This window comes from Corallococcus sp. M7, assembly GCF_054512695.1.
Map to the genome: position 1 here is coordinate 2,039,351 of NZ_CM137252.1, position 22,562 is coordinate 2,061,912.

17 protein-coding genes are annotated in these 22,562 nt (G+C 70.5%); 5 read left to right on the plus strand and 12 right to left on the minus strand.

Translation table 11 applies throughout. The features are described 5' to 3' along the window. Position 1: 1 nt before the first annotated feature. From ACX114_RS08580 to ACX114_RS08595, 4 genes are all read right to left on the minus strand, one after another. Complete coding sequence (locus tag ACX114_RS08580; RefSeq protein ID WP_459296514.1) at positions 2–1,267, minus strand: AAA family ATPase; 1,266 nt, start codon at positions 1,265–1,267, stop codon at positions 2–4. 75 nt (positions 1,268–1,342) lie between these two features. Continuing rightward, entirely contained in the window at positions 1,343–2,221 is an 879-nt protein-coding gene (locus tag ACX114_RS08585; protein WP_459296516.1) for a glycoside hydrolase family 16 protein, read from the minus strand. Continuing rightward, complete coding sequence (locus ACX114_RS08590) at positions 2,222–2,968, minus strand: Type 1 glutamine amidotransferase-like domain-containing protein (RefSeq protein WP_459296518.1); 747 nt, start codon at positions 2,966–2,968, stop codon at positions 2,222–2,224. 10 nt (positions 2,969–2,978) lie between these two features. Further along, complete coding sequence (locus ACX114_RS08595; RefSeq protein WP_459296520.1) at positions 2,979–4,295, minus strand: family 16 glycosylhydrolase; 1,317 nt, start codon at positions 4,293–4,295, stop codon at positions 2,979–2,981. A 90-nt stretch (positions 4,296–4,385) separates the two neighbouring features. On the opposite strand from ACX114_RS08595, the gene ACX114_RS08600 reads away from it, so the two are divergent. Beyond that, complete coding sequence (locus tag ACX114_RS08600; RefSeq protein ID WP_459296522.1) at positions 4,386–6,971, plus strand: LamG domain-containing protein; 2,586 nt, start codon at positions 4,386–4,388, stop codon at positions 6,969–6,971. Positions 6,972–7,203: 232 nt separating this feature from the next. Beyond that, positions 7,204–9,330 carry an RCC1 domain-containing protein gene (locus tag ACX114_RS08605; RefSeq protein ID WP_459296524.1) on the plus strand — a complete coding sequence of 709 codons (2,127 nt, stop codon included), beginning with the start codon at positions 7,204–7,206 and terminating at the stop codon, positions 9,328–9,330. Positions 9,331–9,395: 65 nt separating this feature from the next. Here the strand turns inward: ACX114_RS08605 and ACX114_RS08610 are convergent, their stop codons facing one another. From ACX114_RS08610 to ACX114_RS08620, 3 genes are all read right to left on the minus strand, one after another. Next, positions 9,396–10,697 carry an MgtC/SapB family protein gene (locus ACX114_RS08610; protein ID WP_459296526.1) on the minus strand — a complete coding sequence of 434 codons (1,302 nt, stop codon included), beginning with the start codon at positions 10,695–10,697 and terminating at the stop codon, positions 9,396–9,398. Between the two features lie 131 nt (positions 10,698–10,828). Continuing rightward, a complete protein-coding gene (locus ACX114_RS08615) occupies positions 10,829–12,064 on the minus strand; it encodes an acetyl-CoA C-acetyltransferase (protein ID WP_459296528.1) in 1,236 nt (411 codons plus the stop codon). A gap of 81 nt (positions 12,065–12,145) precedes the next feature. Beyond that, the gene (locus ACX114_RS08620; protein ID WP_459296530.1) at positions 12,146–12,595 is read right to left on the minus strand and encodes an OsmC family protein; all 450 of its coding nucleotides are present in this window, start codon (positions 12,593–12,595) and stop codon (positions 12,146–12,148) included. Positions 12,596–12,777: 182 nt separating this feature from the next. Here ACX114_RS08620 and ACX114_RS08625 point away from each other — a divergent pair, with 182 nt between their 5' ends. Further along, positions 12,778–14,127 carry an MFS transporter gene (locus ACX114_RS08625; protein WP_459296532.1) on the plus strand — a complete coding sequence of 450 codons (1,350 nt, stop codon included), beginning with the start codon at positions 12,778–12,780 and terminating at the stop codon, positions 14,125–14,127. A 5-nt stretch (positions 14,128–14,132) separates the two neighbouring features. Here the strand turns inward: ACX114_RS08625 and ACX114_RS08630 are convergent, their stop codons facing one another. The 4 genes from ACX114_RS08630 to ACX114_RS08645 form a co-directional block, all read right to left on the minus strand. After that, positions 14,133–15,635 (minus strand): FHA domain-containing protein, encoded by a 1,503-nt coding sequence (locus ACX114_RS08630; RefSeq protein WP_459296535.1) that lies wholly within the window; start codon positions 15,633–15,635, stop codon positions 14,133–14,135. 2 nt (positions 15,636–15,637) lie between these two features. Next, positions 15,638–17,941: a thioredoxin domain-containing protein gene (locus tag ACX114_RS08635; RefSeq protein ID WP_459296537.1), complete on the minus strand. Its 2,304-nt coding sequence runs from the start codon at positions 17,939–17,941 to the stop codon at positions 15,638–15,640. A 120-nt stretch (positions 17,942–18,061) separates the two neighbouring features. Next, positions 18,062–18,439, minus strand: coding sequence for a hypothetical protein (locus ACX114_RS08640; RefSeq protein WP_459296539.1), 378 nt, complete (start codon positions 18,437–18,439; stop codon positions 18,062–18,064). A gap of 3 nt (positions 18,440–18,442) precedes the next feature. After that, a complete protein-coding gene (locus ACX114_RS08645) occupies positions 18,443–18,778 on the minus strand; it encodes a hypothetical protein (protein ID WP_459296541.1) in 336 nt (111 codons plus the stop codon). A gap of 101 nt (positions 18,779–18,879) precedes the next feature. On the opposite strand from ACX114_RS08645, the gene ACX114_RS08650 reads away from it, so the two are divergent. Continuing rightward, positions 18,880–19,656, plus strand: coding sequence for an RNA ligase family protein (locus ACX114_RS08650; RefSeq protein WP_459296543.1), 777 nt, complete (start codon positions 18,880–18,882; stop codon positions 19,654–19,656). A gap of 56 nt (positions 19,657–19,712) precedes the next feature. On the opposite strand, the gene ACX114_RS08655 is transcribed toward ACX114_RS08650, so the two are convergent. Then, positions 19,713–22,037 carry a hypothetical protein gene (locus ACX114_RS08655; protein WP_459296545.1) on the minus strand — a complete coding sequence of 775 codons (2,325 nt, stop codon included), beginning with the start codon at positions 22,035–22,037 and terminating at the stop codon, positions 19,713–19,715. Here ACX114_RS08655 and ACX114_RS08660 point away from each other — a divergent pair. Next, positions 22,030–22,515 (plus strand): hypothetical protein, encoded by a 486-nt coding sequence (locus ACX114_RS08660; RefSeq protein ID WP_459296547.1) that lies wholly within the window; start codon positions 22,030–22,032, stop codon positions 22,513–22,515. The two genes, ACX114_RS08655 and ACX114_RS08660, sit on opposite strands and share 8 nt — an antisense overlap. The last annotated feature ends 47 nt before the right edge of the window (positions 22,516–22,562 follow it).

The following is a 22,562-nucleotide window of genomic DNA, read 5'->3' on the forward strand; positions in this document are numbered from 1 at the left end:
TTCACCACGGCCGCCGCTCGATGAAGTGGCGCGCCTCCAGCGAGGGGGCGAGGAAGGACACGGGCGCACCCGCGACGCGCTCGAACTCTTCCAGATGGTGACGGGCCGAGTCGGTGAGCTGGTCGAAGCGCCGGACGGACCAGTTGGTCGCGGCCAGGTCCCCCGCGAGCGTGAGCGCCAGATCCGTGGGGGCATTGAGGGACGCGGCCTCGCGCAGCCCCACCCAGTCGAACGCGCGGCCTTCCGAGCGGCACGCCAGGACCACCCGCCGCACCCGCCCCGGTGCGATGCCCGCTGCCTGGATGCAGCCGCTCGCGGAAGGTTCGGCGCTCACGACGAGCACGCGGTGACCCCGGGCGAACGCGTCCTCCAGTTCCTCGCGTGAGGGGCCCGCGCTCGGCTGGAGCAGGATGGCGTAGTGAGGGGCGAGCTGCGCCGTGAGAGGGCGCATGTCCACCCCGCCATGCGGCCCCGGGACGATGAGGTCCACCAGCCGTTCGCCAGAGCGCCCATACAGCCCGAGCCGGCTGGCCACCCGCACGAGCACCGCGTCGGGCGATGTCTTCGCTGTGTCCACCACGAGGTCTGACAACGAGGCCAACGCGTGCACCGCGCGCTCGGCGGGATGCGCCCAGGCCGCCTCGAAGCCGTCCTGCTCCGCATCCGTGCAGGGCGTGCACGAAGGCTCCTCGGACGGTCTGGCCGCCTTGCCGTTATCCGGCCTCGCGTCCTCACGCGGTGCGTGTGGCAGCGGCTCAATGGGGTGGGCGCTGGCCACCCCGGTAGGGGCAAACCCTGCGTCTTTTCGCGGTGCGTGTGGCGGCGGCTCAATGGGGTGGGCGCTGGCCACTGCGACCGTGGCAGGCTCTTCGTGCTCATGCGTGGCGTGCGAACGACGCTCCTCATCGCGCAGTGCCTGCTCCGGCTCGGGAGCCTCCAGGTGGACATGCACGACGCGAAGCCCCGGGCTTCCGCGCAGGCCGACCAGCTGCGCCTCGCTGCTCACGGCATCCACGATGATCAGGCCATGCGTGTCCAGCCCATGCAGGACCGTGAGCACTCCGTCCGCCAGCCAGCGACCCGCCGTTTCGCGGTCCAGCGTGAGGAGCCGGTCCTGGCGCGAGCGCCGCGAGCCTTCACCCCCTTGCTCCTTCAGCAGGTCTCGCGAGCGGAGATGCAGCGCGCCGAACCGCCGCGCGAGCCCCTGCGCGAGGGTCGTCTTCCCCGCGCCAATGGGCCCCGACACCACCACCACCGTGACCGCCATGGCTTGTTCCTCCCGAGGAGGAACACCCTAGGAACCCTGTCGCAGTGGGAACCATCCCCCGTTGGAGGGAGGGCCTCAGCGCTTCTCGGAGACGCGCACCCAGTCCACTTCCATCGTCTGCGGCGCGTCGCGCACCAGGTCGACCGTGGCCTGCGGCACGCCGAAGTACGGCTCCTTCGTCTTGTTGACGCCCTCCGGGTAGCCGCCGCCCACCGCGAAGTTGAAGATGATGAAGAGGGGTTTGTCGTAGGCCCATGCGCCGTGGCGCTCCACCTCCTCACGGGTGGACGTCTTCACTCGCTCCCCATCGATGTACCAGTGGATGGCCTCCGGCGACGTCTCCACGCCGTACTCGTGCCAGTCGCTCACCGGCGTGCGCGGAAAGAAGCGGCCGTTGATGGGCGTGTTGCCGCTGTAGCCCGGCCCATGCAACGCGACGGACACCCAGTCGCCGTAGCCGACGTTCTCCATGATGTCGAGCTCGCCGCATGCCGGCCACCCCGTCGTGTGGATGTCGCTGCCCAGCATCCAGAACGCCGGCCAGAGCCCCACGCCCACCGGCAGCTTGATACGCGCCTCGACGCGGCCGTGCTTGAACTCCCGCTTGCCCGCGCTCTCCACCCGGCCCGACGTGAACGGATACCCGTTGGCCGTCTGCATCCGCGCCGTGAGCTTCAACGTGCCGCCGCTCACCGACACGTTGTCCGGTGACGTCGTGTACTGCTGCTGCTCGTTGTTCACGTGCACGTCGGTCTGGATGCGCCAGTTGCCCGGGTCCACCTCCATGCCGTTGAACTCGTCGCTCCACACCTGGACCCAGCCGGCCTCCCTGCCCGTCACCGCCTCCGCGCGCTTCGGTGCCCCCGCGCACGCCGTCAGCCCCGCCACCAGCGCCCACGCCGTCGCAGCCCTGCCCGTGCTCATCGCCATCGTCGTTCCTCGAAAGGGAGCCATCTACTGGAGCGTCCGCCGGTCCACCGGCGCTTCGGGGGATTCACCCCGGTACGGCGTGGCCGGAGGCATGAGCAGCGATTCGTGCAGCCGCCCCTCCACGTCCACCGTCACGTCCACCACGGTCTGCCGCACGGGCTCCACGCTGCCGTCCGCGTGCAGCAGCACGCCGCCCCCCTGCGGGATGCCCAGCCCCCGCGTGGGCAACCCCATGCGCTGGAGGGCGAGCTTGAGGCCGGGCCACTCGGGCGGTTCGTGCACGCCGATGAGATAGGGCGCCAGGCCCAGCACCGGGAAGGGCTCGCCTTCTCCGGGCAGATCCTCGCACCACGCGCCCAGGCCCAGGTGCATGGCCCCCGCGGACACGCCGATCAGCACTGCGCCGGCCTGATGCCGTTCACGCAGGATCGCGTCCACGCCGTGGGCCTGGAACGCGTCCCAGCCCACGCGCGGGTCTCCGCCCGCCAGGAGGATGACGTCGGCGGCCTTCAGCCACGCCAGGTCCTCGCCGGACGGTCTGGCCGGGATGCTCCGGCTGCGCTGGATCCCGATGCCCTCCATGGCCGCGACGAAGATGTCGTAGAACTCCGGCACGTCTCCGTTGGATGCGCCCAGGTACGCGGCCTTCACCGGCGGCACGCGCAGCTCCGCGCCGGTAAGCACGCGCACGTAGTCCAGGAAGGGGCGCCCCTCCACGCGCCAGAACAGCGGCGCGCTGTCAGCCAGCAGGAGGAGGGGCGGGAGCGTCATGCCCTTCAGCCTATCGCCACTGGTAGGCGCGCACCCAGTCCACTTCCATCGTCTGCGGCGCGTTGCGCACCAGGTCCACCGTGGACTGCGGCACGCCGTAGTACGGCGTGGAGGCGCCATTCACGCCGAAGGGATAGCCGCCGCCCACCGCGAGGTTGAGGATGATGAACAGGGGCTTGTCGTACACCCACGCGCCATAACGCAGCACCTCCGTGCGCGTCGTGGTCTTCACCAGCGCCCCGTCGATGTACCACTTGATGTCCGAGGACGAGTACTCCGTGCGGTACACGTGCCAGTCGCTCACGCTGGACGACGGGTAGAAGCGGCCGTTGATGGGCGTGTTGCCGGAATAGCCAGGGCCGTGCAGCGCCCCGGACGTCCAGTCGCCGTAGCCGACGTTCTCCATGATGTCGAGCTCACCGCACGCGGGCCAGCCGATGGTGTTGATGTCATTGCCCAGCATCCAGAACGCCGGCCACAGGCCCGCGCCCACGGGCATCTTGATGCGCGCCTCGATGCGGCCGTGGCTGAACTCGCGCTTGCCCGCGCTCTCCAGACGGCCGGAGGTGAACGGGTAGCCGTTGTTCCACTGCAGGCGAGCGGTGAGCTTCAGCGTGCCGTTGCTCACGGAGATGTTGTCGCCGGAGTTCGTGTACTGCTGCTGCTCGCTGTTCACGTGCACCGTCGTGTTGGGCGTCCAGTTGGCCGTGTTGACGCTGTTGCCGTCGAACTCGTCGCTCCAGATCTGCACCCAGCGGTCCTCGCCGCCACCCACGATGCCGAAGGAGAACGCCTCCCAGCAGCCCGCCGCGGCGCGGTTGGCGTAGAGCGGCGCGCTGGCGCCCTGGTTCGCGTCCGCGGACACGTACTGGCCGGTGCTCTTGGCGCGCAGGCCCACGGAGCCGTCCGCGAAGGGCACCCAGGTGAAGCGCTCCCAGTCGCCCACCGCCGTGCGGAAGCCCGTCACCTGGCCGTTCGCATTCGGATCCGCGGACACGTACAGGCCCGTCTCCACCACGCGCAGCGAGATGAAGTCGTTGCCCGCGTCACCCACCTGGAACTGCTCCCACCCCTGCGCGCTGTCTCGGTTGGCGACGAGCGGCGCCGTGGCCCCCAGGTTCTTGTCCGCCGACACGAACTTCTGCGTCGCGCACGCCTTCAGCCACACCGTCCGGCCCAGCGGCGCCGCCGTGGCGGACTGCTCCCGCTCCGCCACCACCGGCGTCGTCAGCATGGCGTCCTGCGCGGGCGCGGCACCCCCACCACAGGCCGTCAGTCCCAGCACCGCCGCCAGCGCCCACAGCGTCTTCCCGGCTCTCGTCGCCATCGTCTTCCTCGAAGGTGCGTCCAGCTCCGACAGGGAGCGGAGACCGCCCCACTTAGACCAGAGAAGTCAAAATGGCTTAACCTTATTTCCATGAAAAAGTTACTTAGTGGGACCCTGGGTGTGATGCTCGGGACGGTGCTCGCGGGCATGCCCGGGGCGGCGTTCGCGGAAGGCCGGCCGTCGCTGGTGAACACGCGCATCGGGACGCCCTTCGGAGCGAACGGGCACTCGTCCACGGTGGACGGGCGCATCTTCGTGGGCAACATCCGCGAGGACCAGGCGACCACGACGACGACGTGGATTGCCCGGGTGTTCCGTCCGGAGGCGGTGACGTACGACGCGGCGGGCAAGCCGTCGTTCGCGCAGGCCTTCTCCGCGGGCAAGACGGTGGCCGTGCGCAACGGAGAGAACGCGCTGGCGTTCTGCTTCACCAACCCCGCCCAGCCCTACGCGCTGTCGAGCGGCGTGGCGGTGTACCAGCCGTACATCTTCGACTCGATGATGTTCAACGGGGACAACGTCTTCCGGCGGCGCACCACGGACATCCGCGTGTCCCAGCCCTTCACCACGTCAGCGGACATCGCGTCGTTCAGCACCGGTCCGCTGGAGACGCTGCGTACTGTCACTGGCGCCACGATTCGCGGCATCGAGCCCACGATGACGTCCGACGGCCGGTTGCTCATCTGGCAGGGCGGGCCCGCGAACAACGGCGTCATCGACCACATGATGTACGCGTACAACCCCACGCCGTGCGCGGCCACGGGCTGGAGCAACCCGCGTCCGCTGTCCATGATGTTCAACGACACGAACGCGGGCGTGAAGCGCTACCCGCTGTCGTGGAAGCGGCTGAAGGCGGCCACGGGCGAGGACTTCGGTGACACGACGTCCGGCGCGCTCGTGCGCGGCGCCTACGCGTGGGTGGACCACGAGGGCCGCAACCTCCTCTACATCGCCGTCACGTACACGGACGGCGCGCGGCGCGAGGCGGTGAGCCTGGTGGGCGCGGACACGAACTGGACCGCGTACCACATCGACGGGGCCATCAACACGGACCGCATGGACATCGCGCACCTCTTCTATTCAGGGCCCATGTGGAACTTCGAGCAGGAGCGCCTGCCCTCGCAGAGCTTTCCGCCCGGCCAGAGCAACGCTGCGCACTACCTGCCGGTGACGAAGACGCACGACGTGCTGGCCCTCTTCGGCAGCAACACCGCCGACTACAACGAGGTGGATCTGGGCGAGCTGATGGACCCCTTCCACCTGCTCTTCCTGCCCATGAACGAGCTCGTCACGCGCGCGGGTGCGTATGACCTGACGCGCACGCCGGACCTGTCCGGCCGCTTCTTCACGGGCACGCTGGTGGGGACCGCCTCCATCTCACCGGGCAACGCGCTAACGCGCTCGTCGCCGGACTCGCTGTGGCAGCCGCACGGCAAGGGCAAGGCGCTGGTGGTGCCCGGTGGCGGCGCGCTCGCGGTGAACCTGACGGACCCTTCCGGCACGGTGCCCGGCGTGGGCGCGTTCGTGCGCGGCCTGTCGGTGGAGTTCGCGGTGCGGCCGGACGCGGACATCCAGCAGGGGTGCACCACCGGCAATCCCTACCGCTACCTGATGCACAAGTCCGGCGGGCTGGACATCATCTACGAGGCCAGCAACCAGGTGCAGTTCTCCCTGGTCGTCAACGGCCAGCGCGTGCGCCTGGGCGGCGGCCCGGTGCTGCCCGTGGGGCAGTGGAGTCACCTGGCCTATACGTGGGACGGGACCAGCGGCGTCTTCAATGAATACCTCAACGGCGTGCCCACGAACCGCGCGCTGCCCGTCGCGCCGGGGACGGCCCGGCTGGGCACGGGGACGCTCTACATCGGCGCGGGCGCGAATCTGGACACGCAGCGCTGCCCGGCGAACGGCGAGGGCTCGTTCCGGGGCGCCATCGACGAGGTGCGCGTCTTCACGCACGCGCGCTCCAACCGCAGCATCTGCATGACCGCGCATGGCGCCAACTGCCGTGAAGAGGCCATCCAGCACACGCCCTCCGCGGGCCAGTTCGTGCTGAGTGCCCAGGCGCCCGCGTGCAACGGCACCAGCGCGCTGAACTCGGCGGCGTGCCTGTCCGCGATGCACCGGGCCTGCGCGCAGCGGGGCGCGGGCGACGCGCTGGCGAACAGCTCCAACACCTGGGACACCATCCTCCAGCTCGTCAGCAACCGTCCGCCCATCTCGCTGGCGGGCGTGCCGGTGGCGTCCACGGCCACGGACCTGACGGTGGCGTGCGCGCCCATCCAGCATGAGAGCGTGGCCGTGACGTTCGAGGAGCTGACGCGCATCCACGCGGGCTGCACCGACGAGCGCGGCGTGACGAGCACCCACTGCACCGCCGCGGCGCACCGCTTCTGCAACAGCCAGGGCTGGACGACGGGGCAGGTGTTCGAGGTGACGTCCCGGCCGTGGGTGGGCTGCTTCAACTCCGGGCTCCAGACGAACGTGGAGAGGTCCGCGCTGGGGCCGGTGTCCAACCTGGGCGACTACACCGCCCCGGGTTCGCGCCTGGAGGTGAGCCAGTGGTGCCGCGCGCGGGGCTACGGGGCGGGCGTCGTGCAGGAGATTCCCAGCGCCACCCAGGCCCACGTGCACTGCTTCCAGCCGTCCGTGACGGCGCCGTGGCGGTACCTGCCGTAAGGCATTGCCGGCCTGACGGCCCCCGGAGTTTGGAATCAGACAGGCTTTGCTGTCATGGTGCGCCTGTTTGATTCCAATCCCTTGCAGGGGGGATGTCATGTCAGCGGTGCGCAGCGGTGGCCGGAACCGTTTCGTTCTGGGGCTGGTGTTGTGTCTGGGTTGGCTTTCGGGCTGTGCCGGCCCGGTGGCTCCGCAAGAGGAGGCCGCGGACCCGGGAGTGGCGCGGGCCGCCGTGACGGCGCCCACATGGACGGTGGTGCGGGCCGGACGGCTGCACTCGCTGGGGCTCCAGGCGGATGGCACCGTGTGGGCCTGGGGTTACAACCGGTACGGCCAACTGGGGAACAACACCACCACGGACCGCCTGGCGCCCGTGAAGGTGACGGGGCTCACCGGCGTGGTGGTGGACATCGCCGCGGGCAATGAGCACTCGCTCGCCTTGAAGGCGGACGGCACGGTGTGGGCCTGGGGGCTCAACGACCTGGGACAGCTGGGGGACAACTCCACCACCCAGCGCCTCAAGCCGGTGAAGGTGTCCGGACTGACGGGCGTGAAGGCGGTGGCCGCGGGCTACCGGTATTCGCTGGCGCTGAAGACAGACGGCACGGTGTGGGCCTGGGGCGACAACGATTCCGGCAAGCTGGGAGATGGCACGCGCGTCCGCAAGCTCAAGCCGGTGCAGGTGGTGGGGCTGACGGATGTCGCGGGTGTGTCCGCGGGGTATGGACACTCCCTGGCCTTCAAGACGGACGGCACCGTCTGGGGTTGGGGCAGCAACAGCGTGGGCGCGTTGGGGGATGGCACGAATTACTTCGAGCGGCTGACGCCCGTGCAGACATCCGGCCTCACCGGCGTGGTGGCGCTGGCGGCGCGCAGCAGCCGGTCGTTCGCGCTCAAGTCGGACGGGACGGTGTGGGCGTGGGGAGCGAACTTCGGCGGGGAGCTGGGGGATGGCACCACCGTCAACCGGCTGACCGCCGTGCAGGTGCCGGGCCTCACGAATGCCGTCGCGCTGGGCACGGGCGACGGCGTGACCCTGGTGGCCACGGCGGATGGCACGGTCTGGAGCTGGGGCTACAACAGCCAGGGCGCGCTGGGCGACGGCACCACCACGTCCCACATGACGCCGGCGCCGGTGCTGGCGCTGACCGGTGCCGTGTCCCTATCCAGCGGCCAGGAGCATGCGCTCGCGGCGAAGGGGAACGGCTCGCTGTGGGCGTGGGGCGGCAACTTCACGGGCCAGCTGGGCGATGGTTTCCCTGAGAAGTACGTGAGCCGGACCGCGTCGCTCTTCACCGGCGCGCAGGCCGTGGCGGGCGGGGACTTCTTCTCCGTGGGCCTGAAGACGGACGGCACCGTGTGGACCTGGGGCCGCAATGAGAAGGGCCAGCTGGGCGACGGCACGACGCAGGACCATTGGGCTCCCGCGCAGGTGCCGGGGCTCGCGTCCGTGGCGGCCGTCTTCGCGCGGGGCTCGTCCGCGCTGGCGCTGAAGACGGACGGCACCGTGTGGACCTGGGGCGACAACGCGGACGGACAGCTGGGCGACGGCACGACGGTGTCCCGCGCCTCGCCCGCGCAGGTGCCCGGGCTGACGGACGTGACCGAGCTGGCCGCGGGGGAAGGCTTCGTGCTGGCCCGCCGGACGGACGGCACGGTGTGGGCGTGGGGGAGCAATGACTCGGGGACGCTGGGGGATGGCACCACCACGAGCCGCGCGACGCCCCAGGCCGTCCCTGGCCTCACGGACGTTCGGGCCGTCGCGGCGGGCGGCGGCTTCTCGGTGGCGCTCAAGACGGACGGCGCCGTGTGGACCTGGGGCAGCAATGGCGCGGGCCAACTGGGCGACGGCACGAACTCGTATTGGCCGCCCCGGACCTCGCCGGGCCTGGTGCCCGGGTTCGGGGACGTTGCTTCCGTGGCCGCGGGCACCAGCCACGTCGTGGCGCTCAAGACGGACGGCACGGTGTGGGCGTGGGGCGACAACTACCGGGGGCAGCTGGGAGATGGCAGTGGCGCCATGGGGCGCTCGCCGGTGCAGGCCCTGGGCTTCACGGGCGGCACGGCCATCGCGGCGGGGAGCGCGCACACGCTTGCGCTCCAGTCGGACGGCACCGTGTGGGCGTGGGGCTACAACGGCAACGGGCAGCTGGGGGACGGCTTCACCGGCGACCAGGGTGCGCCCGCGCAGGTGCCGGGCATCATCGACGCGACGGCCATCGCGGGGGGCATCTATCACTCGTTCGCGCGCCGCGCGTCCGGGGCTGTGTGGGCGTGGGGCCTCAACAGTGAAGGACAGCTGGGCACCGGCAACGCCGGCTACCGCGTGGTGCCGTACCAGGTGTCGCCCACGCCCTGAGCGGCATGGCCGTGGAGGCTCCCGCTGAAGTGGATGCAGCGGGGGCCTTCACGCGACGCGCGGCTTCAGGCCGCGTGGAGGAGGGCGTCGAAGACCATCAGGTTGAGCCCCACGCCCACCAGCCCCATCACCGCCACGGCCAGCAGCGCGGTGGACACGCGGCGCCGGAAGGACGCCTCCTGCGCCATGCTCCGGATGAGCGGGATGTTCACCACGATGCTGGTGAGGCTGGAGAGGATGACGCCGTTGACGCCCGTGACCGCGGAGATCTCATTGTGGCTGATGAGCGTGGCGGCGGAGGCGATGGAGGACGCGCTCGACAGGAAGCCGCCCAGGATGCTGACGAAGTAGAAGCTCGCGGACCCGAAGTTGCGCTGCGCCAGCGCGCCCGCGACGTTGAGCGCCAGGAACACACCGCCGAACTTGAGGGCCGCCATCAGGCGGAAGGGCGACTCCAGCGCCAACTGGGGCGAGCCCTCCGTGGACGCCTGCGCGGGAGAGCGGCGCCACAGCACCGCGCTCACCAGCAGCATCAGCGTGAACGGGATGGCGCAGTGCACGGCCGCCTGCGACGCGAAGATGATGACGATGAGGCCGTTGCGCAGGAGCATCGCGCCGGTGGCCAGGAGGATGCCCCGGTAGGCGGAGGGAAGCAGCGGCGCGCCCACCTCCTTCAGGCGCGTGGCCAGCTCCACGATGACCTTGCGGCTGTTCACCAGCCCGCCGAAGAACGCGGTGACCTCCATGCCCCTGGGCCCCAGCGTCTTCAGGAGCATGTAGTTCACGAAGCCCACCGCCGCGATGATGATGACGCTGGCCCAGTTGGACTGGGGCTCGATGAGGCCCCACGGGTCCACCGGTTGCGCGGGCAACACGGGGAACACGACGAACGTCAGCACCGCGAGCAGGATGGCGGATCTCAGCTCCTTGTCGGACAGGCCGCCCACGAAGCCCGCGATGGACTGCTTCCAGGCGAGCAGCGCCGCCGTCAGCACGCCCACGACGATGGGCGTGAACGTGTGGCCCATGCCGCACAGGATGCCGCAGAAGGCCACCACCATCAGGGCGGTGGAGGTGGTGAGCGCCAGGCGCCGCTGGAGCAGCAGCTCCCGGCCGTTCATCAACAGCACCAGCAGCATGACGAAGCCCGCCGCCACCAGCGCGAAGGCCTGGCCGGTGAGCCCGCCCAGGCAGCCCATCAGCGCGGTGAGCGCGAACGTGCGCACGCCCGTCTTGCGGCTGTGCTCGCGCTCCAGGCCGATGAAGAGGCCAATGGCGATGGCCAGCCCCACCCGCGTCAGCACGGGCACCACGGGCCAGTGCGACGCCTGGGCGAGGAAGGTGGGCAGGTCGGCGGGTGCATCCATGGGGCGCTCCAGTCACTGGCTTCACGGCCAGCGAAGACGACTGGACCGCGCGCCCCGGTGCCTCCAGGAGCGACATTCTTCCATGTCGGAGTCGGTGACTCCTGTCAACGCGTCCGCCCGGACGCGGGGCGCTAGACGCGCTCGATGATGGTGGCGATGCCCTGGCCACCGCCGATGCACATGGTGATGAGCGCCGTCTGCTTGCCCGTGCGCTCCAGCTCATCCAGGGCGGTGCCCAGGAGCATCGCGCCGGTGGCGCCCAGCGGGTGGCCCAGCGCGATGGAGCCGCCGTTGACGTTCACCCGGTCCGGGTCGATGCCCAGCGCGCGCGTCGTCTGGAGGACGACGGCGGCGAAGGCCTCGTTGATCTCCCACAGGTCGATGTCACCGGCCTTCATCCCGGCCATGCGCAGGGCCTTCTCGCTCACGGGCGCGGGGGCGGTGAGCATGATGAGCGGCTCGGTGCCCAGCGTCGCCATGGCGCGGATGCGGGCGCGGGGCTTGAGCCCCTTCTCCTTCACGTAGCGCTCCGACGCCAGCGCCACCACGGCGGCCCCGTCCACGATGCCGCTGGAGTTGCCCGCGGTGTGCACGTGCTGGATGCGCTTCGCCTGGGGGTAGGCGGACAGCGCGATGCCGTCCAGCGTCTCGCCGTTCGGGCCCACGGCCGTCTCACCCATGGCGACGAACGCGGGCTTGAGCGCGGCCAGACCCTGCGCGGTGGTGTCCGGGCGAGGGTACTCGTCACGCTCCAGCAGCACGGCGCCGGTGGCCGGGTCCTTCACCGCGAAGAGGGCCTTGGCGAAGCGGTTCTCCTCGATGGCGCGGGCCGCCTGGCGCTGCGAGCGCAGGGCCCACGCGTCCACGTCCTCGCGGGTGATGCCCTCCAGCGTCGCGATGAGGTCCGCGCTGATGCCCTGGGGCACCTGGTAGACGCGCTCGCGCAGCCGCACGTTGCCGCCATCCTGGCCGCCGCCGTCCGCGCCCAGCGACAGGTGCGACATGCTCTCCACGCCGCCCGTCACCACGAAGTCCATGGCGCCGGAGGCCACACCCATGGCGCCGAAGTTCACCGCCTGGAGCCCGGAGCCGCAGAAGCGGTTGAGCGACACCGCGGACACGTCCTGCGGCCACCCCGCCGCGAGTACCGCGTTGCGAGCGATGTTCGCGCCCTGCTCATTCACCTGCGACACGCACCCCGCGATGACGTCGCCTACCTCCCGGGCATCCCAACCGCCACGCCGCTGGAGCGCGTTGAGCGTCTGCGCGAGCAGCTCCTGCGGATGCAGCCCCGTCAGGGCCCCCTTGCCCATCTTCCCGCGCCCACGCGGGGTCCGGACGGCGTCGATGATGTAGCTGGCGGTCATGTGTGGCTCCTTTGATTTCGATGGTAATATTATCAGCGTAATTCGAAATCAAGGCGGCCTGGGGACCGTTGAGGAGCGGACCTAGGCTGCGGGCAGCATGGAGAGGTGGATGGGCGTGGCGTGGGCCAGGTTGTCGCTGACGGGGCAGCGCGTCTCCACCTCGCGGAGCAGCCGGGCCAACTGCTCCTGCGTGACGTCGCCCTTCACGTGGATGGTGGCGGTGAGGGACTGGTAGCCGGCGCGCACCTCCCGGTTGGTGCCGGCGAACCTTCCAGGGTCCAGCGAGCCCTGCACGGTGATTTCAGTGCCGGTGACGGGGATGCCCAGCTCGCGCGCGATGAAGAAGGTCATGTAGTTCAAGCAGCCCGCATGGGCCGCGAGGATGAAGTCGAGCGGGCTGGGCGCGCCATTGCGGCCTCCCAGCTCCACGGGCTCATCCATGAAGATCTTGAACGCCTGCGCCTCCGTGGTGCTGCGGGCCATGCTCTCGCCCACGGTGCGGACCTGTCCGGTGTACAGCGGCTGTGCCATGACGTTGGCCTCCTGCGCTTCATACGGAGGCAGGCCGCTGGATGGGTCGGCCGAGCAGTGTTGATGACCTGGAAGTCCTCGGCGTCCGGGGCAGACAGCGAGGCGGGAGGCTCGCTACAAGACGTTGAGCGTCCCGACCTCCCCGGGCGCGCGGGGGCACCCCTTGGGAGACGGCGGATACCGTGACGCCTCCACAGCGGCTGGTCCTGGGAATCGCCGTGCTCGCCTCGCTCGTCACGTTCCTGGACGGGGCGATCATCAACGTCGCGCTGCCCGCGATGGTGCGGGACCTGGGCGGTGGGCTCAAGCTTCAGCAGTGGGTGGTGGATGCCTACCTCATCACGCTGGGCTCGCTGATGCTGGCCGCGGGCTCGCTGTCGGATGTGTTCGGGCGCAAGCGCATCCTGCGGCTGGGGCTGTTGGGCTTCGGCGCCACGTCGCTCCTGTGCGCGGTGGCTCCGACGGGCGCGGTGCTCGTCCTCGCGCGGGCGCTGCAGGGGGCCACGGGCGCGCTCCTGGTGCCGGGCTCGCTGGCGCTCATCCTTTCGTTCTTCTCCGGCCCCGAGCAGGCGAAGGCCATTGGCGCGTGGACCGGGTGGACGGGTGGGGCGTTCATCGCGGGACCGCTCGTGGGCGGGCTGCTGGTGGACACGGTGGGCTGGCGTTGGATCTTCGCCATCAACGTGCTGCCCATCGGGCTGACGCTGGCGCTGCTCGCGCGCATGGAGGAGCCCTCCCGTCCGGAAGGCGCGCGTGTCGACGTGCTGGGCGCCGTGCTCGCGTGCGTGGGATTGGGCGGCCCGGTCTACGCGCTGATTGAGCAGGGGACGGTGGGCTGGACGCATCCCACGGTGCTGGCGTCGCTGGGCGTGGGCGTACCGGCGTTCATCGCGTTCCTCTGGCAGGAGCGGCGGTCGCCGTACCCGATGATGCCCCTGGGGCTCTTCCGGGTGCGGAACTTCTGGGCCGGCAACCTGGCCACGACGCTCATCTACGGAGCGCTGGCGCTGAGCGAGTTCCTCATCACGCTGTTCCTCCAGCAGGTGGGAGGCTTCCGCGCGACGCTGGCGGGGCTGTCGCTGTTGCCGACGACGATCATCATGTTGCTGCTGTCGTCGACGTTCGGCGGGCTCGCGGGCCGGTTCGGTCCGCGCCTGTTCATGGCGGTGGGCCCGTGCATCGCGGGCGCGGGGTTCCTGCTCATGCTTCGCGTCGGCACGCCGCTGGACTTCTGGAGGCAGATGCTGCCGGGCGTGCTGGTGTTCGGGCTGGGGCTGACGACGACGGTGGCGCCGTTGACGTCGGCGGTGCTCGGGTCCGTGCAGAAGGCGCAGGCGGGCATCGGCTCGGCCATCAACAACGCCATTGCCCGGGTCGCGGGGCTCATCGCCATCGCGTTCGCGGGGCTCATCGTGGGCCCGCGACTGGACGTCGCGGGCTTCCACCGGGCGATGCTCGTCTCCGCCGTGCTGCTGGTGCTGGGCGGAGTCACCTCCGCCCTGGGCATCCGGAATCCGCCGCGGAAGGCCTGAGCGCGTCAGTCCTCGGAGGGCTGGAGGGAGAAGTACACGGCTTCGGTCCCCAGGTTGAAGGTGTCCCCGTCCGCGATCTTCTGGCGCTTGATGCGCTGGTGGTTGATCCAGGTCCCGTTGGATGAGCCCAGGTCCTCGATGAAGTAGTCAGCGCCCTCGCGCGTGACGACGGCGTGCTCGCGGGAGACCCTGCCGGACTTCACGACGAGGCTGCACTGCGGGCCGCGTCCCAGCGTGAAGCGCTCCACGTCCACGCGCGTGGCGTCACCGTCCGGGCTCAGCCTCACGAACAGGTCCATGCGCGTGGGGGCCCGGGCAGCGGGGGCGGGCTTGCGGCTCCGGTTGGGTTCCGGGGGCGCTTCGTCCTCGGGTTCGGATTGCCGGAGCACACGGCCCTGCCTGCGGGCGGCGGGGGCCTTCGCGGCCGGAGGCGCCACGAAGGGCAGGTCCTGCTCCTCGGGTTCGCTGGAGCCCGAGTCCTGCGCTTCGTCGTCGGCGGCCTCCTCGTTGTCCTCGCTGGAGGAGGCGGCCTGCGCATCAGGCTCTTCGGCCGCGTCGTCTTCCTCGGAGCCCGTGGCCTCCTCGCCCGTCTTGGCCTCTTCGGGCCCGGAGTCATCGGGCCCGTTGGCGCCGGGGAGTTCCTCGGAGCCGATCGCCGCTGCGATGTCGGCCGCGGCGGCGTCGTCTTCCTCGGAGTCCTGCGCCGCGTCCTCGTCGTCCGAGCCCTGGTCCTCGGCGGCCGCGGCCTCGTCGTCCGAATCCTCAGCCGCCGCCTGGGCGGCGCCGGAATCGTCGTCGTCCGAGGCTTCTTCCTCGGACTCCTCGTCGTCCGAAGATTCGTCGTCCGAGGATTCGTCAGCCGCTTCTTCTTCGGACTTGTCGTCGTCAGAAGATTCATCAGCCGCCTCATCGGACTCCTCGTCATCAGAAGACTCGTCCGCCGCATCATCGGACTCCTCGTCCGAGGATTCGTCAGCCGCTTCGTCGTCAGACTCGTCGTCGTCCGAGTCCTCGGCGGCGTCGGATTCTTCCTCCTCGTCGTCGGACGCCACCGGCACGTCTCGGGGCTGCGCGACCGCATCCACCGCCGCGAGGACCTCCTGCATGCGCGCCCGCGCTTGAGCGGCCTCGTCCACGGAGGACCGGGTCTTCACCGGTTCGGGCACCGCTGCTGCCGGAGCGGCGGCCACGGCCTCGGTCGCGGGGGCAGCGGCTGCCGCGGGGACAGTTGCCGCCGCGGGGACAGCGGCTGCCGCGACAGCGACAGGGAGCTCCGCCGGGCGCGCCACGGGCTCCGGGGCCCGGGCCGCCGGCGCCCGCACGGGCTCACCGGCGCCCGTCACCCCGAGCGCCACGGGCGTGGGCGACACGTAGCCGTTCTGTCTCGCGAGCATGAACAGTGCCTGAGCGACCAGGGCATTCCGGTCCACGCCCAGGTCGTGGCTCATCTGCTCCAGCGCGCGCCACAGGGGCTCCGCGACCTCGATGGTTTCACGAATCCGATTCATGCCTAGCTGCCCCTCAGATTGCTCTGCCACGGAGAGACGTTGTCCGGGTCATTGAGCCAATAGAACATCGCTTGCGTCTCCGCGTACTGCCGCTCCGCGATGGACACCAGGTTCGGGTGCAGGTCGCCCAGCGCCACGCCCTCGAACAGGAACCCCTGGCCGGGTTTCGTCGTGCTGGCATTGCCCCGGAACTTGCGGTCCCGGCTCTGCCACAGCCGCTGCGAGGCCTGTCCCGCCGCCTGTCCGTAGTCCGCCGGCGGCGCGATGCGCGTGGGCATCTTGAACGTCGTCTCACCGCACGACCACAAGAGCCACGACAGCGCGCTCCAGTCCCCGCGCAGCATCAGCGTCAGGTCCGCGAACCCCATCTCCAGGTTGAGCGTCTCGTCGATCTCCACCTGCTCGTCCTCGTCCCACTCCACCTCTTCCTGCTTCAGCTCCACGGGCCCATCGCCCAGCAGGCCGGACAGGTCCGGCGGCATCCAGGACACCGTGGCGCCGGGCTTGTACCGCTGGAGCAGCGCGCCGCGCATCGCCTGGAGCCGCGTGGCGTACTTGCGCACCAGCTGCTGGATGGCCTCCAGGGACTGCTCGGGCTTCTCCGGCAGGCCGTCGTAGGTGCAGCGCGGAGGCTCCTGTCCCGCCCAGAAGTCGAACCGGGGGAACGACGTCCGCGCGTACGTGGCCAGGAACCGGGCGGTGTCCGGCTCCACTTCCGCGAGCTCCTCCGCGTCCTTGTGCACCTGATCCGCCACGCCCAGGTTCAGCAGGATGAGGCCGCGCGTGAACAGGTACGCCTTGCGCTCCGGTGCGAGCAGCATCGCCGCGTGCAGGAAGTCCAGCGCCGCGCGAGGCCGGTCCGTCTGGTCCAACAACACCGCGTACGCCCGCAGCAGTGTCGCCGCCTCACCGCCGCGCATGAGCGCGTCCGCCATGGGGGCCCACGCCTGGCCCGCGCCCTCCACCACGCTGTGCGCGACCTCGCTCGCGGAGTCCTTCGTGCGCGGCAGCGTCAGCTCCTCCAGGCCCTGCTTCAAGGGCTGGATGTCCAGCGACGTGGCGCACGCGCGCGCCGTGGCCAGCAGTGCCTCGCGGTAGCGCCGGTCCGCGCGGGCCTCCTTCGCCAGCTCGCGCCAGCCCTCCGCGCTCCGGGGGAGGTTGGAGAACACCGGCGAGCGCGCCAGCGTCTGTTCATCCATCGCCCGGCCCAGGTCGCGTTTGATGACCACCGCCCGCTGCGCGTCCATCAGGGACCACTCGCCACACGCGAAGTCGCTCTCCGCCTGGCCCTCCTCGAAGTGGACGCGGAAGTCCGCGTAGCTGTCCTCCGCGCGCGACCAGTAGCGCCCGTGCCGCCGTCCGTCTTCGAACTCGGCCTCCCAGAGCAGCTGGCCCTGCGCGTCCCAGAAGCGGGTGAGGCCGTGTCGCTCGCCGTCCGCGTTGAGCGTCACCTTGGCCCACTGGTTCAGGTCCTCGCGCAGCTCCGCGTCCTCGGGCAGGTGGGCCGGACGGGTGGGGTAGGGCTCGCCGGTGGAGGGCACCACGCGCTGGCCCTGGGCGTTGAAGTGCTCCACCTGCCGCACGGTGCCGTGGTCGTAGTGCATCACCGTCCTGCGCACGCGCTCGCTCACGCCGCCTTCGTGCATGCGCTCGGTGGTGAAGCGCTCGGAGGCAATCCAGGTGCGGGGGCCGTGGAGCTGGCCCTGCTCGAAGGCGCCCTCCTGGGACACCGAGCCGTCCTCGTGGAAGCGCTTGAAGGGGCCGTGCGGCCGGCCCTGCTCCATGATGCATTCGTTGCAGAGGGTGCCGTCGGCGCGCCAGTACCGCCACGTGCCGTGCGGCCGGCCCTTGGCGTCCTTCGGTCCGAAGGACCACTCCTCGTCGCCGTCGTCCCAGGTGGCGCCCTCGGGGACGCCGGAGGGGGGCTGGCCCGCCTCGGTCCGCTCGCGGTTCGCCTGGCGGGACTTCTCCTCGGTGACGTTCACGGCGCGCAGCGCGTTCAGCAGCCGGTCCAGCGCCTCGGTGGACAGCGCCTCGGAGACGCGGCGGATCTCCAGCCCGTCCTTGTACGCGACAAGGGTGGGGAAGGAGTCGACGCCCATCGGTTCGGCCACGGCCTCGTGGGTCTCCGCGTCGAGCCGGGCGAAGGTGATGTCCGGGAACCGCGTGGCGGCCTCGGCGAAGACCGGCGCGAACACATGGCAGGGCTCACACCACGACGCCCAGAAGTCCACGACGCACATGCCGGGCTTCTGGGTGACTGCCTCGAAATCCTCCGGGGTCAATTCGACCGGGACACCTGCCAACGGGAACTCCTGCTCAAGGGGAGAGGCAGATAAGAGGGGCGCCGGGGGCGCGCGTCAACCGGCGCGTCATGGGGCCGCCTGCTGGGGGCGCCAGGACGGTCCCTGGAAGAGGGCTCGCGCTCACGGTGAGTCGGCCCAGGGAAGGGGCTCCAGGCGGAAGTAGAACTGGAATCCCGCGTCCTTCAGCGCGGCGAACTTCTCCGGCAACCCGTCATCCTCCCAGACGATTCCCAGGGCCTTGGGGTCGACCCGCTCGGGGGCGATGACGTGCGTGTTGAAGTCCCAGGGGTCCACGCCCAGGGCCTGGCCTGCGTCCCGGAGCTGCTCCGGGTCGTGGAGGTCGAACATCAGCGTCACGATGAACCGTGTGCCCTCGCGCGTGTTCGCGTAGCGACTCGCGTCGTATTCGAGGAACGGCACCAGGCTGCGGCGGAAGAGCCCGATGGCGATGACCCCCGCGACCGCGACAGGGGGTGGGACTGGCTTGGGCTTGGGCATGGGCTATCCGTTTGGTTGGAAGAAGAACGCGAAGCCCGCGTCCCGCAGGCGCAGGAAGCACTCCAGCCGGTGCTCCTCGCCGGGGTACAAAAACCGCCGCACCGCCTCCACGTCCACACGCCAGGGGTCGAGCGCGTGCGTGTTGAAGTCCCACGCCTCCGCCCCCATGCACCCGGCCAGCTCCCGGCTGCGGGAGCTGCCCTCCGGCGCGGAGAACACCGGGACGACGATGATGGCTCCCTCGCGGGTGCCCTGATGCCACGCCTCCGGCTGCTGGAGGTACGGCACCAGCTCCCGGCGGAACGGGCCGATGCCCAGGACCTCTCCGTACATGCCCATGCGCCTGAACCTCCCCACGTGTCAGGCCCCGGCGGACGCCCGCGTCCCGCGAGCCTGACGGGGGCTTTTGCTACCGTCGCCCCGCATCCATCGAGGCCGCCATGACCTTCTCCGTCCGCACCGCCAACCTGCGCACACTCAACTCGCTGACGAAGTACCCGTCCATCCCGACGTACCACACGCTGGGCGACAAGGGCCGGCTGGGCGAGCCCGCCATCGTGTTCGACGGGCCCGTGGTCGGCACGGAGAAGGTGGACGGCACCAACGCGCGCATCGTGTTCCTGCCGGACGGCACGTACCTGCTCGGCAGCCGCGAGGAGTTCCTCTACGCGAGCGGAGATCTCATCGGGAACCCGGCCCTGGGCATCGTGGAGCACCTGCGCCCGGTGGCGGATGCCCTGCGCGAGAAGCGGCTCGACGCGGGCGGCATCACTGTCGTCTTCGGCGAGGTGTACGGCGGCAACGTCACCGCCCACAGCAAGCAGTACACGGGCGAGAAGCGCGTGGGCTACCGCGTCTTCGACGTGGTGCGCCTCACCGACTACGAGACGCCCCTCACCTGGTCCGCGGAGCAGCTCTCCGGCTGGCGCGAGTCCGGAGGCCAGCCCTTCGTGACCGAGGACGCGCTCCAGGCCTTCACCCGCGAGCACGGGCTGGAGACCACGCCGCGCATCCTGGAGCAGGACGGCGCCACGATGCCCAGGGACCTGGAGGGCGCGTTCGCCTGGCTGCGTGAGCACGCGCCGTCCACGCGGTGCGCGCTGGATGGCGGAGCGGGCAAGCACCCGGAGGGCATCGTGGTGCGCACCCGCGACCGGCGCACCATCGCGAAGCTGCGCTACGAGGACTACGAGCGCACGCAGCGCGTGAAGCGCTGAAGCCGAGGAGGTGGCGGTGGCTCCGATTCCACCGCCGCCCTGCTCCGTGCTTCGCGTCAGGCGATCTGCAGCTCGGCGATCTGGTGCGGCTTGTCGCTGATCAGGTCCATGAGCCTTCCGAAGCCGAAGGTCAGCAGGCCGATGCCCGCGCCAACGGCCATGCCTGGCGGGCCTCCCATCGCGCCCACCGCCACCGCGCCGCCCAGGGTGCCCGCGATGCCAACGGCGCCCTTGGCGATCTGCGGCCCGTCGTTCGTCTTCGCGCCGTTGACGATGTCCATCACGCAGCTGGTCGCGCCGCCCACCACGCCCAGCAGTGGGGCCGGGCCGCCCGCCGCCTTGAGCGCGAAGAGCCCCTTGCTCCCGAGGCGCGCCGCCGTGCCGGCCACCTTGCCAATGCCGCGCAGGCCCTTCACCGAATCCAGCACCGTGCTCGTGAGCGCGCGGCCCACCTTCGGATTCGCCAGGGTGCTCGCCCAGGGGATGCTCTTCGCCGCGTGGGCCGTGCTGGAGGGCGGGGTGAGCGCGTCCGCTTTCGTGAAGCCCTGGAGGGTTTCCGTGAAGGCCTTGCCGCCCGTGTAGAAGATCGCCGCGCCGCTGGCCGTGTCCGCCACGCCCTTCACGATGTCCGGCATGTGGTTCTCACGGATGCCCCGCGCCAGCCTCATGCCGCCTGACACCACGCCCGCCACGCCGCCCAGCGCGCTCGCGCCACACTGCGCCGCGCTCAGACCCTGGGAGACGGTGTCCCTGCCCAAAAGCTCCGTCGCCTTCGCCGGCAGCTGGCTTCCGTCCTGGCTCAGCCCCTGGAGGAGGGCCAGCGCCTTCGCGCCACCGCTGTGGGCGAACTGTTTCACCGTGGTCGCGGTGGAGATGGACGCCTGCTCCAGCAGCACCTTGCCGAACGCGTCGTCCTGGAAGGCCTCCGCGTTGGTGACGTCGCGCAGGTCGACGCCGCCCTTGCCGGACAGTTGCAGCCGCTCGCCGTCCTTGCCCACCTCGTGGATGCCCTTGCGGCCGTCCGCGTCCGTCACCGTGGTGCGCGAGCCCATCAGCCGCGCCCCCTGATCCGACAGCAGCGACGTGTCCTCCTTGAGCGCGCTCTGCGTCCTGCCGTCCTTCGTGCGCCTCGTCTCCAGCGACTCCTGGAGCTCCAGGCCCTGGTCCGTGGCCTTGCGGCGGCTCCAATAGTGCTGCTCCAGGTCGGAGCCGTCCGGCTCGTGGCACCGGCTGTCCAGCTTCTCGAGGGAGCCGTCCTGGCCGTACGTGGCGCGGGACGCTCCGCTCACCGGCACGCGCTTGGAGGAGTCCGCCGTCTCGAAGGTCCTGCCCTCGAACCTCTCCCTCACGGTGCGGCCCTCGCGCGTCTTCCGCGTCTTGAGGGTGGCGTCCGGATAGCCCTCGATGAAGGTCTGCGAGTCCAGCCGGTCCGCGCCCTTGCGCAATTCCACCGTCCAGCGCTTCGGCGGGCGGCCATCGCCCGTCTTGTCCGCGTCGTAGCCCTCGCCGCCGTGCTGGGCGTATGCGTCGCGGACGCGGGCCAGGTCCTCGTACGTGTGCGGGCCTTCGCCAGCGAACTGGGAGTAGCCATCCAGCGTGCGGTCCACGTAGGACGTGGCCTGCACGTTCTTCTGGGAGAAGTTCTGCACGCGGCTGTACTGCGGCGCGGCCTGCTTGCCGTCCGCGCCCGGTGCTGGGATGGAATACGAATACGTGTCCGAGCGGTCCACCGGCTTGTCGAAGTCGAACGGGCCCTGGAGCTTGTTGTCGATGCCACCGCCGCCCCTCTGCGGGTAGTACGAGGTGCGGCTGCCCTCGGCGTTGCCGTTCACCTGCGCGTACGCGTCGGTGTGCAGCCGGTCGCCGTCCTCGTGCTCTTCGAGGGAGACCTCGTTGCGCGTGTACGTCAGCCCCGCGTCGCGCGTCCGGGAGATGTCGCCGAAGGACTTGAGGTCCGCCGCCTCGTTCCTGTCGCCCGTCCACTCCGCGCGCTCCACCCGCGTGGCGCCGTCCGCCTTCATCTCCAGCCGGTCGCGTGTGTTGACGCCGTCCTCGTTGATGGCGCTGTCCATGACCACCGCGCCGTCCTTCTTCGTCGCGACGGAGCGCTCCACCACTTCCTGCTGGTCGTTGACGCGGGTGAGCTCCACCTCGCTGTCGGACATGCGCTTGACGCGGGCGTCTTCGGGGACGGGCGACTTGCCGTCCGCCATGGCGAAGAGCCGGTCGGCCTCCTGGGTCGTCCTCTCCCGCAGGGCCTTCTGGGCGTCCGCCGTCTCCTGGCGGCTCTTGCCCACCGTCTCCAGGTCCACCGCCTGCTTCGCCTTTTGCTCGCCGGACACCGCCTGGCGCTCGGGCGGAGGGGGGCGGGGAATGAGCATGGGGATTCCAGAAGGGGAGGACCGCGAGCACCGCGATACAACGGTGCTCACGGACGATGATGGAGAGAAGCGCGCGGGCTACCGCGTCTTCGACGTCATCCGCCTCACCGACCATGAGACGCCGCTTACCTGGTCCGCGGAGCAGCTCTCCGGCTGGCGCGAGTCTGGAGGCCAGCCCTTCGTGACCGAGGACGCGCTCATGGCCTTCACCCGCGAGCACGGGCTGGAGACCACGCCGCGCATCCTGGAGCAGGACGGCGCCGCGATGCCGAAGGCCCCAAGCGCTGAAAAGCAAGAAGGCGGCGGTGTCTCCGTTCACCGCCGCCTCCATCCGAGCCACGCATTCAGTTGCGATGCGGCCCGGCGATATTCATGTGGCCTGTCGCGGATGAGGTCTGGCTGCACCCCGAACTTGCCCGCGTGCTCCGTACCCATTGCGTCTGGCGTGCCAGCCTCCGGCCGGCCGGGCCCTCCCTGATTCCAGGGGTTTGTGGCCCACGCCGGGGGCGGCCCCTGGTGACCGCG